Genomic DNA, 14,908 nt, shown 5'->3' on the forward strand with positions numbered 1-14,908 from the left:
CGCTGATCCTCGGTAAGTGAACTTCGTGCACGCATACAAAACTCCCCGGTAGTCGGAACTGAATTACTCAGTCCAACTTCCGGGGAGCTGTGCAACCCCCGTCTGGGCAGGTCGATGGACCATTCACGCGTCCAAGGAGACAGTTACAGCGTGGCTGCGTCGATCACGAAGCGGTAGCGCACGTCGGACTTGACGACGCGGTCGTATGCCTCGTTGATCTTCTCGGCCGGGATGACCTCGATCTCGGCACCGATGTGGTGCTCGGCGCAGAAGTCCAGCATTTCCTGGGTCTCGGCGATGCCGCCGACCATGGAACCGGCGAACGAGCGACGGTTGGCCAGCAGGTTGAATGCAGGCACCTCGAGGGGCTTCTCGGGAACACCGAGCTCGACGAGTGTTCCGTTGCGGGCCAGCAGTCCCAGGTACTTGCCCATGGGCAGGTTGGCCGAGACGGTGTTGAGGATCAGGTCGAACTTGCCCTGCAGATCCTTGAGCGCGGTGGTGTCCTTGGTGGCGTAGTACTCGTCGGCACCGTAGGCCTTGCCGTCTGCTTCTTTCGCATCCGTCTGGCTCAGCACGGTGACGTGCGCGCCCATGGCGTGAGCGATCTTGACGCCGATGTGGCCGAGTCCGCCCATACCGATGATGGCGACCTTCTTGTCGGGGCCGGCTCCCCAGTGCTTGAGGGGCGAGTACAGCGTGATGCCTGCGCACAGCAGCGGCGCTGCGACGTCGAGTTCGACGCCTTCCGGGATTCCGAGTACGAACTTCTCGGTGACGACGATCTGGGTGGAGTAGCCGCCGTTGGTGAACTCACCCCCATAGGTCTTCGAGTTGTACGTCTGGACGACGCCCTTGGTGCAGTACTGCTCGTCGCCGTCGAGACATGCCTCGCACTTGCCGCAGGAGTCGACGAAGCAGCCGACGCCCACGCGGTCGCCGACCTTGCGGGTGGTCACCTCGGAGCCGACCTCGGCCACGATGCCGGCGATCTCGTGTCCGGGAACGACGGGGTACGTGGTGCCGCCCCACTCGTTTCGGGCGGTGTGGATGTCGGAGTGGCAGATGCCCGCGAACTTGACGTCGATGAGGATGTCGTGCGGTCCGACTGCGCGTCGCTCGATCGTCGCCTTCTCTAGCGGAGCGTCCGGAGCGGTGGCCTGGTAAGCGGTAGCTGAAGTCATGTCTACATTGCTACCTACGCATCTGTGTAAGCGCAACACAGCTACCGCTACGACCAGGCTATTCCTGCTCCGGACGAGTCGTTCGCAACAGTAACGTCAGCTATTCTTGGCGATATTGACGCCGAGCCATCCAACATACGCTGCCAGACCGACCAGTCCGATCTTGCGGGTCTTGGGGTACGCGATCGCCACGCCGACGGCCAGTTCTGTGGCCCCGTTACGACTGATCCAGGTTCGAGTGTCCTTGGGGAACGGAAGCTTGGTGATTCCCTCGAAGGCCTCCGGCACCACGAAATGGGCCGCGCCTGTAGCGGCCAACCCGATTCCGAATGCCTTGGGCACCAGACCGTTCGACTTCTTGGACTTGCTCACTGACATGCTCCCTGGGATCGATGGATTTGCACCGGCAGACCGACAATAGCGCTCTGCAAGCCGCTGCGCGGCGACCCGCCCGAGACGCCCACTACTTTGCTACGCGGCCGTTCTCGTAGCGGTAGAACCCGGCCCCGGTCTTCTTGCCCGTCTGTCCCGCCTCGACCATGCGCAGCAACAACGGCGGTGCCGCGAACAGCGGCTCGTCGAATTCCGAATACATGGAGTCGGCAATGGACTTGACGGTGTCGAGACCTACGAGATCCGCGAGCGCGAGCGGTCCCATCGGGTGCGCCAAACCCAGAACCGTCGCTTTGTCGACGTCTTCCTTGGTGGCGAATCCCGACTCGACCATGCGGATCGCCGAGAGCAGATACGGAACGAGAAGTGCGTTGACGACGAAGCCCGAGCGATCTGCGGATCGCACCACCTGTTTGCCGAGAACATCTCCGGCGAAGGCTTCGGCACGGTCGGCCACCGCATCGGACGTTGTGCTCGTGGTGACCAGCTCGACGAGTGGCAACACCGGTACCGGATTGAAGAAATGAAGTCCGACGACGCGCTGCGGTGCCGTGGTGGCCGACGCGAGCGTCGTGATCGGAATGGACGAGGTGTTGGACGCGAGCACGGCATTCGCGTCGGACACCACCGCGTCGAGTTCTGCGAATATTGCCGACTTGATCTCTTCGTCCTCGAGGACTGCTTCGACGACCAGTTGGCGGTCTGCGAAGTCCCCGAGGTCGCAGGTGAACCGTAACCGGGAGGCGGCGTGTTCTCGTTCGCGCTCGGTGATCTTGCCGCTGCTCACTCCGCGGTCCAGTGATTGCAGGATGCGGCTGCGGCCCGCCGTCGCCAGTTCGCGAGTCTGTTCGTAGACCGACACGTCGACGTGCGCGCGGGCGCAGACCTCTGCGATTCCCGCACCCATCTGTCCGGCTCCGACGATCCCCACCCTCTCGACCGTCACTGAGACACTCCTTCAAAAAACATTGCGCTACAACATCTTTGGTGAGATGGGGGTAACTCTTGCCGGGTACGCGCAAGACCCTCGCGATACAGAACAGGCGGCCCGCAACGAAAGTTGCGGACCGCCCGACTGGTGCGCTGAAGGCCAGGAGAGGCGGTACCTCTAGTGGAACTGGCCTTCTTCGGTGGAGCCCTTCAGTGCTGCCGTCGAGGTGTTGGGGTCGACGGTGGTGGCGATGCGGTCGAAGTAGCCGGCGCCAACCTCACGCTGGTGCTTGATGGCGGTGAAGCCACGCTCTTCGGCAGCCTTGAACTCACGCTCCTGCAGGTCGACGAACGCGGTCATGCCTTCGCGGGCGTAGCCGTGTGCCAGGTCGAACATGCCGTAGTTGAGCGAGTGGAAGCCCGCGAGGGTGATGAACTGGAACTTGAAGCCCATGGCGCCGAGTTCCTTCTGGAATTTCGCGATGGTGGCGTCGTCCAGGTGTGCCTTCCAGTTGAACGAAGGCGAGCAGTTGTAGGCGAGCAGCTGGTCCGGGAATTCGCTGCGAACCGACTCGGAGAACTTCTTGGCGACCTCGAGGTCCGGGACGCCGGTCTCCATCCAGATGAGGTCTGCGTACGGTGCGTAGGCCTTGGCGCGAGCGATGCAGGGCTCGATGCCGTTCTTGACGCCGAAGAAGCCTTCTGCGGTGCGGGTTCCGTCGAGGAACTCGCGGTCACGCTCGTCGACGTCGGAGGTGATCAGCGTGGCTGCCTCGGCGTCGGTGCGGGCGATGATGACCGAGGGGACGTCGGCGACGTCCGAGGCCAGACGGGCGGAGGTCAGGGTGCGGATGTGCTGCTGGGTGGGGATGAGCACCTTGCCACCGAGGTGGCCGCACTTCTTCTCCGATGCGAGCTGGTCTTCCCAGTGCACGCCGGCAGCACCGGCCACGATCATGGCCTTCTGCAGCTCGTATGCGTTCAGTGCGCCACCGAAGCCTGCTTCGGCGTCGGCCACGATGGGCGCAACCCAGTTCTTGACGGACGTGTCGCCCTCGATCTTGGCGATCTCGTCGGCGCGCAGGAGTGCGTTGTTGATGCGACGGACGACCGACGGAACCGAGTTGGCCGGGTAGAGGCTCTGGTCCGGGTAGGTGTGGCCCGAGAGGTTGGCGTCGCCGGCGACCTGCCAGCCGGAGAGGTAGATCGCCTGGAGGCCGGCGCGAATCTGCTGCACGGCCTGGTTGCCGGTGAGGGCACCGAGCGAGTTGATGTAGTCCTCGTTGTTGACGAGATCCCACAGGATCTCGCTGCCGCGGCGAGCGAGTGTGGCTTCTTCGACCACAGTGCCCTGGAGGTCGGAGACCTGCTGCGCGGTGAAGTTACGGGTGACGCCCTTCCAGCGCGGGTTGGTGTCCCAATCCTGCTGAATCTCGGCGGTGGTCTTCGGGGTGCCGGTGGTCGACATCGGAGCTCCAGTCTCTTCTCTGCTTCTCGGCCTGCCGCGAGACGAATCTTCACATCGTTGCCAGGCCCTTCTGGTGTACTCCAAAACAATGGCACACCCGAAAAGAGGCGTCTACCAGTTGTTAGTGCCAATCTTGGCTAGCTTTCCAGAGCCCTTTGCTAAGTCTGCAAATTTTCGGGGCTCACATACCTCGCCGATCGGGCAGCGTGATTACTCGTCGGTAGCGACGAATCCCCAGTTGGTGAACGGAATGAACAAAATTCTTTACGGGACGCTTGTACGGTTTGAATCGGGCGTCTGAATCGAGTCAGAAAACGACTCTGTAGTGATGGACATCACACTCGCTTCGTCTCACGATGTGGACGCTGCACAAGGTGCTCCTCTCGCGATCTCTCGTTGGAGAATCCCCCGTGCGAGTGCGTCGAATGGAGCAGGAATTGCACCATCCACAAGCATTCGGCCATGCACAGGCCATTCCATTTCCCCAGGTCGAGCGATCAACGCCGTACAGCGAGACACCGATGCTGCAGCAATGACACGCCAGAACCCCGCAGGCTCCACTCCCACCACTTGGGGGGACCTCGTCGCCGCAGGGATTCACCCCAGCACCATCTCGCGTCGCTTCACCCGCGTCCTGCCGACGGTCCATATGCGCGGGGAGCCGTCGACGATGGACCGTTGTCGGGCGATCACGCTGTGGCGACCCGACGCCGTCCTCAGTCATCGATCGGCCGCGTACCTGCGCGGCTGGACCATCGAACCGACAATGCTCGACGCCACCGTCCCTCGAACTGCGCGGCTACGACCTCCGTCATGGCTTCGGCTGCACCGACGCGACATGGACTCCACGCTCGTCGACGAGGTCGCGGCGCTGCCCTGCACCATCTCTGCGCAGACGATGCTCGATTGCCTGGCGCTACTCCCCCGCCCCGATGCCGAGTTGCTGATCGACGAGCGCCTGAAGTTCGGAATGGACCCGGCTTCGTTGCTCTGGCTACTCGACCGCTTCCCGAGTCGACACGGGAACGTCGAGCTGGCTCGTCAGGTGCGGCTCGCGGTATCGAGATTTGCGTCGGAGCCCGAGCGCGCCCTGGGCCGCGCAGTGCATCGACTCGGCCTGCGCCTGGAGATGAACGCTGCAGTCGGTCCGTTCGTGTGTGATTTCGTCGACCGCCGCAGCCGAACGATCATCGAAGTCGACGGTCGCGAATTCCACAGTGCAGCAGCCGTATTCAGCAAGGATCGCCGACGACAGAACGCGCTGGTGCTCGATGGCTGGTTGGTGCTGCGCTACTCGGCGTTCGATGTGCTCGCCGCGCCTGACGACGTGGCTGCCGAAATCGCGTCGGTTGTCAGGCGGCGCCGGGCATCGCGGCGATGACTGCACACGATGCTCCACTCGCTGGGCCGCACACGGAGTTCATCGCGCACGCCCCAGGGAGTGGAGCACCAGTCGCATCCGGCCGGTCGCAGTGACCGACCCGGCGCTGAATGCACGAAATGCTCCACTTCCCGAGGCGAGCACGAGATTCATCGCGCACGCCCCAGGGAGTGGAGCATCAGTTGCAGAGAAGGGATCAGATGCGAACGCCGGTGCGCTCGTTGCTGGAGGCCACTACTCGCGAGGTGACCGGTGCCCGGCGCGACGCGATGACCCCCAGCGCACCCATGGCGGCGATCACGAGTCCGCCGACGATGGCGAACAGGTCCGCAGCCAGCAATCCGGAGGGGAAGACCATCAGCGCGGGTGAGACGGCGAGCAACACACCGAGGCCGACGTGGGTCCAGTGGCTCTGCCTGGACGCGGACCCGATGGCCCAGAGCGCCGACGATGCCGCGAGGATGCCGAGCACCAGGATGGCTCCGGTGACTTCTTGGTCGCCCTGGACGGAAAGCCAGACGGTGGAGGCGACGAGAACGGCTCCGGTGATGAAGACGACGACGTCCCTGACGATTTCCGATGTGCGCTGACGATTGGACATGACCGCTCCTCGAGGTGCGTGGTGAATAGCTCGTATATCGGTATACGCCTTTACTTCGGCTAATGTTCCCGACGGTCACCGAATCGTGACCCAGCAGCTAGTTGCGAACGGTGTTAAGGCAAATCTTCGCAGGCGTAGCCTGGCAACCGTGTCCAAGACTTTCGTCGGCGTTCGCCTTCGGCAGCTCCGCAGCGAACGCAGCATGAGCCAGGTATCTCTGGCGCAGAAGCTCGGCATCTCGGCCAGCTATCTCAACCAGATCGAGCACGACGTGCGTCCGTTGACGGTTCCGGTACTGCTGCGCATCTCGGAGGTCTTCGGCGTCGACACATCGTTCTTCTCCTCCGAGGACGACACCAGGTTGGTTGCCGAGTTGCGCGAAGTCGCACTCGATCAGGACATGGGCATCGATGCCGATCCGCACGAGATCGCGCAGATGGTCAGCTCGCACCCACAGCTGGCCCGGGCAATGGTCAATATGCATCGCCGCTACCGCAATACGACGGCTCAGCTGTTGGCAGCGACCGAGGAACGATTCTCCGATGGCAGTGGCAGCGGCTCCATCAGCAAGCCGCACGAAGAGGTGCGCGACTACTTCTATCAACGACAGAACTATCTGCACGAATTGGATACCGCCGCAGAGGCATTGACGTCGAGAATTCGGTTCCATCGCGCCGATGTGGGCGGTGAGATCGCGAAGCGGTTGCGCACGGTGCACGACGTGCAGATCGTCAATCGCATCGACCTCGGTGAGAATGTGCTGCATCGGTTCGACCCGCAGACGCGGGTGTTGGAGATTTCTCCTCACCTCTCCGGCGGGCAGAAGGTGTTCAAGTTCGCTGCCGAGCTCGCGTATCTCGAATGCGGTGATCTGTTGAACAAGATGGCCGACGAGGGAAACTTCACGAGCGAGGCGTCGAAGAAATTGGCGGTGCTCGGGTTCGCCAACTATTTCGCGGCCGCGACGGTGTTGCCGTATCACCAGTTCCACGATGTCGCCGAGGATTTCCGATACGACATCGAGCGGCTGTCGGCCTTCTTCTCGGTGAGTTACGAGACCATCTGCCACCGACTCTCCACGCTGCAGCGCCCCGAGATGCGCGGTGTTCCGTTCTCGTTCGTCCGAGTCGATCGCGCCGGCAACATGTCGAAACGACAGTCCGCCACCGGCTTTCATTTCTCGTCCAGCGGTGGCACGTGCCCGCTGTGGAACGTGTACGAGACGTTCGCGTATCCCGGCAAGATCATGACGCAGATCGCCGAGATGCCCGACGGCCGCAACTACCTGTGGATCGCGCGGACGGTGGAACGCCGCGCCGCTCGATACGGGCAGCCCGGCAAGACTTTTGCCATCGGCCTCGGTTGCGAACTGCGCCATGCCGGACGGCTCGTCTATGCCGATGGATTGGATGTGCAGGGCTCGGCGGTCGCAACTCCGATCGGAGCGGGTTGCCGGGTCTGCGAACGCTCGAATTGCCCGCAGCGTGCGTTTCCGCCGCTCGGCAAGGATCTCGACATAGACGAGCACCGAAGCTCGGTGTCCCCGTACCTCGTTCGCTGAGTAGAAAGAGAATTCCCATGACCCGAATCGGCGTTGTACTCCGGCCCGAGATCGCCCCGGAGGCGCTGGTCGACGCGGCTCGCGCAGCCGATGCCGCGGGCGTCGACGAGGTCTGGCTGTGGGAAGACTGCTTCTTCTCCGGCGGGCTGTCCACTGCTGCACTGATTCTCGCGAGCACCGATCGCGTGAACGTCGGCATCGGGGTGTTGCCCACTCCGATGCGGAACGTGGCGTCGACGGCCATGGAGATCGCGACCGTCGCTCGGGTCCATCCGGGCCGGCTCCGCGTGGGACTCGGCCACGGCGTCCAGTCGTGGATGGGCCAGATCGGCGCACGAGTGCAGTCTCCGCTGACGTTGCTCGACGAGCAGATGACAGCCCTCACCGCTCTCCTCGCGGGCGAGAGCGTCACCACGCAGGGTCGGTACGTCTCGCTCGACAATGTGCAGCTCGATTGGCCTCCGCTGCAGGCACCTCCACTGCTCGTCGGGGCCACGGGCCCGAAAACCCTTGCTCTGAGCGGCCGCAGGAGTGTCGGCACAATTCTCACGAGCGAGACGGACCCGGATCAGCTGCGGGCTGCCGTCGGGCATATCGCCGCGGGGTCGGGTCACGACATCGTCGTCTATGTCGCCGTCGGATCCGATTCCGATGCCGCCATGAGCAATCTGCAGCGCTGGATCGATGCGGGCGCGACCACTGTCGTACTCGAACCGTCTGCAGAACAACCGGATCCGACCCCACTGTTCGCGCACGCCGCGTCCTTGACGAAGGAGCTCGGAGCCCGGTAACCAGCAGTCTCACCGAAAGGCTGACACTAGCGCTCCCGCAGATACCGTCCCGCGTCGGCGAACGCGCGTGCTCGACGCGTCAGCGTGGGTGGCGCAGCGGGTTCGCCTCGCCACAGGCGGTAGAGCGTGCTCATGCTGAGGATGAGTCGCTCGGGCGAATCCCAGTGCGCGTAATGGCCGAATTCGGGTGATTTGAGCAGGTTCAGGGCGGCCTCGGTGGAGCCGAGGCCCGCGTCGAAGCACGCTCGTCCGGCCTCGCCGACCCAGGTCCAGTAGCTGCGCACGGCGCGTATTTCGTCGGTGCCGCACAGGGGTCCGTGGCCGGGGACGTACACGTCGGCGTCGAGTTCGAGGAGGTGGTCGAGGGCGTCGATCCAGTTTTGCAGAGGACCGTGCCAGAGCACCGGGGTGGCGTCGATGAAGAGCAGGTCGCCCGCGAACACGACCCCCACGTCCGGGAGGTGCGCGATGAGATCGCCTTCGGTGTGCGCCGGACCGAGGTAGCGCAGGTGTACCGATCGTCCTGCGACATCGATGGTTTCGGTGGTTTCGAAGGTGTGATCAGGCAGGCGGGGCAGCGCCGACGGAAACAGCGCATCGCCGCGAACACGGTCCATGTAGGAGCCCATCGCACCGATCGGTCCCGGCACCCAGCCGACTGCCTTGCCGAAGGACGCGAATGCGGATACACCCTTCGGCGGGGTCTCCTCCTTCATCGCGTGCAGCGACGCCGCACTGGTGGTGATGCGTGCGGAGGCGGGCACGCTGTCGTTACCCCACCAGTGATCACCGTCCGAATGCGTGTTGAGGACCTCGGTGATCGGTGCGGCGGCAACCAACTCGGCCGTGTCGGCGGCAACCCTCTCGGCCCAGTTCACGTCCCAGACGGTGTCGATCAGCATCGACGCCGAGCCGGGTGCCACGACGAGCCCGGTGTTGGTCTGACCCCAACTGCCCGGTGGACGCATGAAGGCCCAGGTGTCGTCGGCGATCTGCTGGTATCCCACCTCGGTGTTTCGCACTGCCACAGGCTATCCGCTGAGCATCTCTTGCAGTCGACCATTCCACTGGCGCTCCGGAAAACATCGACCCAATACTTCCAGCATGATGGGAACAGCGGTGGAGGCGCCGGGCGATGCGCCGAGAACGGCGGCGATGGAGCCGTCCTGCGACGCGATCACCTCCGTGCCGAAACGCAATTGCCCGTTCACGACGATCTGGGCGCGCTGTCCGGCGGGGACCACGGACCAGTCCGACGGATCGGCATTCGGTACGAATTGGCGCAACGCAGCAATCTTCTTGGCTCGGGTGGCCGTCAATTCCGACAGCAGCAGACCTATCAACGGCGTGTTGTTGCCTGCCATCGACAGCAGTGAACCGATGTTGTGCCGGTCGATCGACGTCGGGAAGTCGAGCCACGATCCGTGTTTCAGAAACCGAGGATTCGCGCCGGCGTACGGTCCGAAGAGTATGGACCGCCGCCCGTCGACGATGCGGGTGTCGAGATGGGGCACCGACATCGGAGGCGCTCCGATGGGCGGAGTTCCGTAGACCTTCGCGTCGTGTCTGTCGACCACCTCGGGCCGATCACAACGCAAGAACTGCCCGCTGATCGGTAGTAGTCCATAACCGCGGGCCTCGGGAATCCCTGCTGTGCGCAACAGCTTCAGAGCCCAGCCACCGGCACCGACGAACACGAAGCGCGCGCGCTCGATCGATCGGCCACCGCGCACTCGCAGGGACCAGGATCCGTCCCGTTCCTGACTCATCCCGGTCACCTCCCGCCCGGTCTCCACGCGCGCACCACGTCCACTCATGTCCCCCAGCAACTGCCGCGTCAGTGCACCGAAGTCGACGTCGGTTCCGGTCGCATCTCGGGTGGCGGCCCAGTCGCCTGTTCGTCCCGCCGACACCAGCGGTGCCCACTCGTCCAGTACCGCAGCATCTTCGGTGTACTCCATGGCTCGAAACAGCGGATGCGCGGTCAACGCTCGATGCCTGGCCTGCAGCGATCGGACGTTCTCCGCCCCCTGCACCAGGGTCATGTGCGGCACCGAACGTACGAAGCTGGTGTCGGCCAGCGTCGACCAGAAGCGTCGCGTCACGGCGAACTGCTCGGCGATCGCGACGGCCCGGTCGATATCGACGGAGCCGTCGACTCTCTCCGTCGTGTAGTTGGTTTCGCACAGGCCGGCGTGGCCGGTCCCGGCATTGTTCCACCCGTCGGAGGCTTCCATCGCTACCTCGGGCAATCGTTCGAGGACCCGAATCGACCAGGTCGGCTCCACACGTTGCAGCAGCGTGCCGAGCGTCGCGCTCATCACCCCACCGCCGACGAGGATGACGTCATCCATCGCGCACCCCTTTCTCGTACTAAGTACAAGTCACGCTAACACCGACTCGTACGCATGTATAGTTCTGCCGGTGCCTCGCTTGACCAGGACTGCCGTCGTCGACGCCGCGCTCGAAGTCGCGTACCGACGCGGACTCGACTCGCTCACCATCCGCAAGATCGCCACCGAACTCGGTGTCTCTCCCATGGCGATCTACTGGCATGTGAAGAACAAGGACGAACTGCTCGACGCCATGGGCGACCGCGTCTGCCAGGATCTCGAGATCACCGTCGACCCCACGGCGACGTGGTGGGAGCAACTGCGCACCGTGCTCGAGGACTTCATGCGCGCCTTGCGCGCACATCCCGGAGCAGCGACCATCGTCGTTCCACGAATGCTGTTCTCCCCCAACAGCAGAGCGGCGATGGAGCTCAGCCTGAAACTTCTCGGCGAGGCCGGTTTCTCCCTGTACGACGCCACCCAGCTGGCCCGTCACGGCGTTCGAGTCGCCATTTCGTTGATCACGGAGCCGCTGTTCACGGGTGTCGAAGTCGAGCCGGAGCGTCGGGCACACGTCGAACACGAGGTGGCGGAAACGATGAACTCCCTCAATCCCGACGAGTTTCCCAATATCCTCGCCGCAGCCTCGTATCTGAGCGACGTCAGCGCGCGGACGGCGTTCGAGAAGCTCGGGCTGGACACCTACATCGCCGGTGTCAGGGCGCTGGCCGAGGAGACTGACGTTTCGTCCTGATTACTCGCATCGTCGTGTACATCTTGTCGGGTGGCAAAGTCTCGTCCGCGGGTGCAGGCTTTGCAGAACCGAAATAGTCGACGCTAGGGGTTGTGATGACGGTGCCTGTCCTGCAGAACTACATCGACGGGGCATTCGTGACGCCCTCGGGTACCGAGATGCTCGATGTCGTCAGTCCGGTGGACGAGTCGGTGGTCGCTCGAGCCCCGATTTCCGATGCTGCCGATGTCGATGCCGCAATGTCGGCTGCCGCCAAAGCTTTCGAGACCTGGGGCAAGACGACTCCGAGTGAGCGGCAGAAGGTACTGCTGAAGCTCGCCGATGCCATCGAGGCCCACAGCGACGAGATCGTCGAGGCGCAGAGTCGTAACACCGGTCAGCCGAAGGCCACCATCGCCGCCGAGGAAGTCACCGTCGGAGCAGATCAGATTCGGTTCTTCGCCGGGGCTGCACGGATGCTCGAAGGCAAGTCGGCCGGCGAGTACATGGACGGGTTCACCTCGTACGTACGCCGCGAGCCGATCGGCGTCGTGGGGCAGGTGACGCCGTGGAACTACCCGTTCATGATGGCGATCTGGAAGATCGGGCCTGCCCTCGCGGCCGGCAACACCGTCGTTCTCAAGCCGAGCGACACCACCCCCGAGAGCACCCTGGTGCTGGCGAAATTGTCGAAGGGCATCGTCCCCGACGGTGTGCTGAACATCGTGCTCGGCAACGGCGGCACCGGCGCAGCCATCGTCGAACACAAGAGGCCCGGCCTGGTCTCGATCACCGGTTCCGTGCGGGCAGGCATCGCCGTCGCCGTCGCCGCCGCCAAGCAGCTCAAGCGCGCGCACCTCGAACTGGGCGGCAAGGCACCGGCCATCGTGTTCGACGACGTCGACATCACCAAGGCCGCCGACGGCATCGCCGAGGCCGCGTTCTTCAACGCCGGCCAGGACTGCACGGCGGTCACTCGCGTGTTGGTTCACGAGTCGGTACACGACTCGCTCGTCGACGCACTCGTCGCCAAGGCGAAGACACTGAAGGTCGGATTGCCCGACGACCCCGACACCTTCCTCGGCCCGTTGAACAACGTCAACCACTTCGGCCAGGTCAGCTCCAAGGTCGACGGTATCGGCGCGCACGCCACCATCGTCACCGGCGGAAAGCGTATCGGCGACAAGGGATTCTTCTACGAGCCCACGATCATCACGGGCGTGCAGCAAGCCGATCCCATCGTGCAGGAGGAGACGTTCGGCCCGGTGCTGACGGTGCAGAAGTTCTCCGACGAGGCAGAGGCGATCGAGCTGGCCAACGACGTCGACTTCGGTCTCGCTTCGAGCGTCTGGACGTCCGATCACGCCCGCACGCTTCGCATTTCGGCGGCTCTGGACTTCGGTGCCGTCTGGGTCAACTGCCACATCCCGTTGGTGGCCGAGATGCCGCACGGCGGCTTCAAGTACTCCGGTTACGGCAAGGACCTCTCGGCCTACGGCGTGGACGATTACACCCGCATCAAGCACGTGATGAGCTCGACGGAGACTCTTCGATGACATTCCATCCCCTGGACCCACTCTCGAGCGACGAGTTCTCTACCGTCGCCGAGGTTCTGGGCCGGGAACACGGTGTCGGCGACGGGTGGCGATTCGCCTCGATCGAGATGATCGAACCGTCCAAGTCCGAGGTCGCCGCATTCGATGCGGACGGTACAGTCCCCGCCCGTCGCGCAGTCTCGGTGGTGTTGAACCGCGCCGAGAACAGCACGTTCAAAGCCGTGGTGTCACTGGACAACAGGAGCACCGAATCCTGGACCCACATCCCGGACGTGCAGCCCAACTTCACCGTCGACGAGTGGGAAGAGGCCGACGCGGCGCTGCGTGCACACCCCGATGTGATTGCCGCGCTTGCCGATCGAGGCATCACCGATCTTGATCTGGTGTTCATGGACACCTGGACGTACGGCGAGGCGGTGACGCCCGAGAAATACAAGGGTCGACGCCTGGGCTGGTCCGACACGTGGGTCAAAGCCGCAGAGGGTGCCAATCCGTACGCGGGGCCGGTGGGCGGCTTCCACTGCGTCATCGACGCCAACACGATGGAACTGCTCGAAATCGAGGACACCTACCGTGTCGAGCGGCCGGAGATCATGGGCGAGTACGTGCCCCGCCATATTCCGGAGCGCATCCGGAACGCCAGCAGCCGTCCGCCGCTGAAGCCGCTCGAGATCACCCAGCCGGACGGCCCGTCGTTCGAGCTGGACGGAAACAAGCTGACGTGGCAGAACTGGTCGCTGCGCGTGGGGTTCAACTACCGCGAGGGCATGACGCTGCACGCCGTCACCTACGGCGACAACGGGAACGTGCGATCCGTCGCGAACCGAATGTCGTTCGCGGAGATGATCGTTCCGTATCGTGACCACACCGAGGATCACTATCGGCGCACCGCATTCGACATCGGCGAGTGGGGCCTGGGCTTCATGACCACCTCGCTCGAGCTCGGCTGCGACTGCCTCGGTGAGATCCGGTACCTCGATGCCGTGCTGCACAACAGCAAAGGCGAGCCGTACACGATCACCAACGCGATCTGCATCCACGAGGAAGACAACGCGGTGCTGTGGAAGCACGTCGATCACGACGCCGGGGCAGAGGTGCGTCGGATGCGCCGTCTCACCGTCAGCTTCCACGCCACCGTCGCCAACTACGAGTATCTCGTCTACTGGCGCTTCTACCAGGACGGCAACATCGAGTGCGAGGTGCGCGCCACCGGCATCATGGTCGTCACCCACTTCGACGAGGGCGGCACCCATCCGTCGGGCACGCTGATCGACAATCGCACGTATGCGCCGTACCACCAGCACTTCCTGGTCGCCCGGCTCGATCTGGACATCGACGGCACCGAGAACACCGTCTATTCCAGCCAGACCCAGATGGTTCCGATGGGTCCCGACAATCCGTACGGCCTGGCCCTGACGCAAGTGAACACCCCGCTCACCACCGAGTCCGAGGGCAAGCAGGATTACGACTGGAACACGCAGAAGGCGTGGAAGGTGGTCAACGACAACGTCACCAACGGTCTCGGCACCCGGCCCGCGTACAAGTTGGTGCCCGGCTCGGCGATTCCGGCGATGTTCGATCCGGCGTCGCCGATCTTCCAGCGTTCCCAGGTGATCGGTCACACCGTATGGGTCACGCCCAATTCACCCGACGAGCGTTGGCCCAGTGGCGAGTTCGTCAATCAGAGTGGCGTCGACCATGGCCTCCCCGAGTGGACCGAGAAGAACCGTTCGATCGAGAACACCGATGTGGTGGTCTGGTACACCTTCGGCATCCATCACATCACCAGGCCCGAGGACTGGCCGGTGATGCCGTCCGACACCGTCTCGTTCTGGCTCAAGCCTTTCGGCTTCTTCGACCGCAACCCCTCGCTCGACGTCGCACCATCGGAGCCGAAGCACTGCCACACCGATCCCGGCAGCACCTGTCACTGACTGGCGCGACCTGACGGCAGCGAGGACCGACAACGAAGCGAAG

General features: G+C 63.8%; 13 protein-coding genes. 6 read left to right on the forward strand and 7 right to left on the reverse strand.

The genetic code is table 11. The features are described from left to right. Nucleotides 1–143: 143 nt before the first annotated feature. From AB0P23_RS22930 to aceA, 4 genes are all read right to left on the reverse strand, one after another. The gene (locus tag AB0P23_RS22930; protein ID WP_283542731.1) at nucleotides 144–1,184 is read right to left on the reverse strand and encodes an NAD(P)-dependent alcohol dehydrogenase; all 1,041 of its coding nucleotides are present in this window, start codon (nucleotides 1,182–1,184) and stop codon (nucleotides 144–146) included. A gap of 96 nt (nucleotides 1,185–1,280) precedes the next feature. Next, on the reverse strand, nucleotides 1,281–1,556 hold the full coding sequence (locus AB0P23_RS22935) for a hypothetical protein (protein ID WP_027498402.1): 276 nt from the start codon (nucleotides 1,554–1,556) through the stop codon (nucleotides 1,281–1,283). A gap of 91 nt (nucleotides 1,557–1,647) precedes the next feature. Further along, on the reverse strand, nucleotides 1,648–2,523 hold the full coding sequence (locus AB0P23_RS22940; protein ID WP_032365176.1) for a 3-hydroxybutyryl-CoA dehydrogenase: 876 nt from the start codon (nucleotides 2,521–2,523) through the stop codon (nucleotides 1,648–1,650). A gap of 162 nt (nucleotides 2,524–2,685) precedes the next feature. Beyond that, on the reverse strand, nucleotides 2,686–3,975 hold the full coding sequence (gene aceA / locus AB0P23_RS22945; RefSeq protein ID WP_027498404.1) for an isocitrate lyase: 1,290 nt from the start codon (nucleotides 3,973–3,975) through the stop codon (nucleotides 2,686–2,688). A 532-nt stretch (nucleotides 3,976–4,507) separates the two neighbouring features. Here aceA and AB0P23_RS22950 point away from each other — a divergent pair. Next, complete coding sequence (locus AB0P23_RS22950) at nucleotides 4,508–5,356, forward strand: DUF559 domain-containing protein (protein ID WP_283542730.1); 849 nt, start codon at nucleotides 4,508–4,510, stop codon at nucleotides 5,354–5,356. 196 nt (nucleotides 5,357–5,552) lie between these two features. Here the strand turns inward: AB0P23_RS22950 and AB0P23_RS22955 are convergent, their stop codons facing one another. Beyond that, complete coding sequence (locus AB0P23_RS22955) at nucleotides 5,553–5,957, reverse strand: hypothetical protein (RefSeq protein ID WP_283542729.1); 405 nt, start codon at nucleotides 5,955–5,957, stop codon at nucleotides 5,553–5,555. Between the two features lie 148 nt (nucleotides 5,958–6,105). Here AB0P23_RS22955 and ramB point away from each other — a divergent pair, with 148 nt between their 5' ends. Then, nucleotides 6,106–7,518 (forward strand): acetate metabolism transcriptional regulator RamB, encoded by a 1,413-nt coding sequence (ramB, locus tag AB0P23_RS22960; protein ID WP_027498407.1) that lies wholly within the window; start codon nucleotides 6,106–6,108, stop codon nucleotides 7,516–7,518. A gap of 17 nt (nucleotides 7,519–7,535) precedes the next feature. After that, nucleotides 7,536–8,309 (forward strand): LLM class flavin-dependent oxidoreductase, encoded by a 774-nt coding sequence (locus tag AB0P23_RS22965; RefSeq protein WP_032373729.1) that lies wholly within the window; start codon nucleotides 7,536–7,538, stop codon nucleotides 8,307–8,309. A gap of 26 nt (nucleotides 8,310–8,335) precedes the next feature. On the opposite strand, the gene AB0P23_RS22970 is transcribed toward AB0P23_RS22965, so the two are convergent. After that, on the reverse strand, nucleotides 8,336–9,331 hold the full coding sequence (locus AB0P23_RS22970) for an MBL fold metallo-hydrolase (protein ID WP_230593385.1): 996 nt from the start codon (nucleotides 9,329–9,331) through the stop codon (nucleotides 8,336–8,338). Nucleotides 9,332–9,340: 9 nt separating this feature from the next. Then, nucleotides 9,341–10,663 (reverse strand): malate dehydrogenase (quinone), encoded by a 1,323-nt coding sequence (gene mqo, locus AB0P23_RS22975; RefSeq protein WP_052053131.1) that lies wholly within the window; start codon nucleotides 10,661–10,663, stop codon nucleotides 9,341–9,343. Nucleotides 10,664–10,733: 70 nt separating this feature from the next. Between mqo and AB0P23_RS22980 the strand changes: the two genes are divergently transcribed. The 3 genes from AB0P23_RS22980 to AB0P23_RS22990 all read left to right on the forward strand — a co-directional run bounded on the left by AB0P23_RS22980 (nucleotide 10,734) and on the right by AB0P23_RS22990 (nucleotide 14,865). After that, a complete protein-coding gene (locus AB0P23_RS22980; RefSeq protein WP_052053132.1) occupies nucleotides 10,734–11,396 on the forward strand; it encodes a TetR family transcriptional regulator in 663 nt (220 codons plus the stop codon). A gap of 95 nt (nucleotides 11,397–11,491) precedes the next feature. After that, nucleotides 11,492–12,931 carry a gamma-aminobutyraldehyde dehydrogenase gene (locus AB0P23_RS22985; RefSeq protein WP_032373727.1) on the forward strand — a complete coding sequence of 480 codons (1,440 nt, stop codon included), beginning with the start codon at nucleotides 11,492–11,494 and terminating at the stop codon, nucleotides 12,929–12,931. Then, nucleotides 12,928–14,865 (forward strand): primary-amine oxidase, encoded by a 1,938-nt coding sequence (locus tag AB0P23_RS22990; RefSeq protein ID WP_032373726.1) that lies wholly within the window; start codon nucleotides 12,928–12,930, stop codon nucleotides 14,863–14,865. The genes AB0P23_RS22985 and AB0P23_RS22990 overlap by 4 nt, the downstream gene beginning before the upstream one ends. The last annotated feature ends 43 nt before the right edge of the window (nucleotides 14,866–14,908 follow it).

It is taken from the genome of Rhodococcus sp. NPDC077669 (assembly GCF_040686915.1).
GTDB lineage: Bacteria > Actinomycetota > Actinomycetes > Mycobacteriales > Mycobacteriaceae > Rhodococcoides > Rhodococcoides fascians.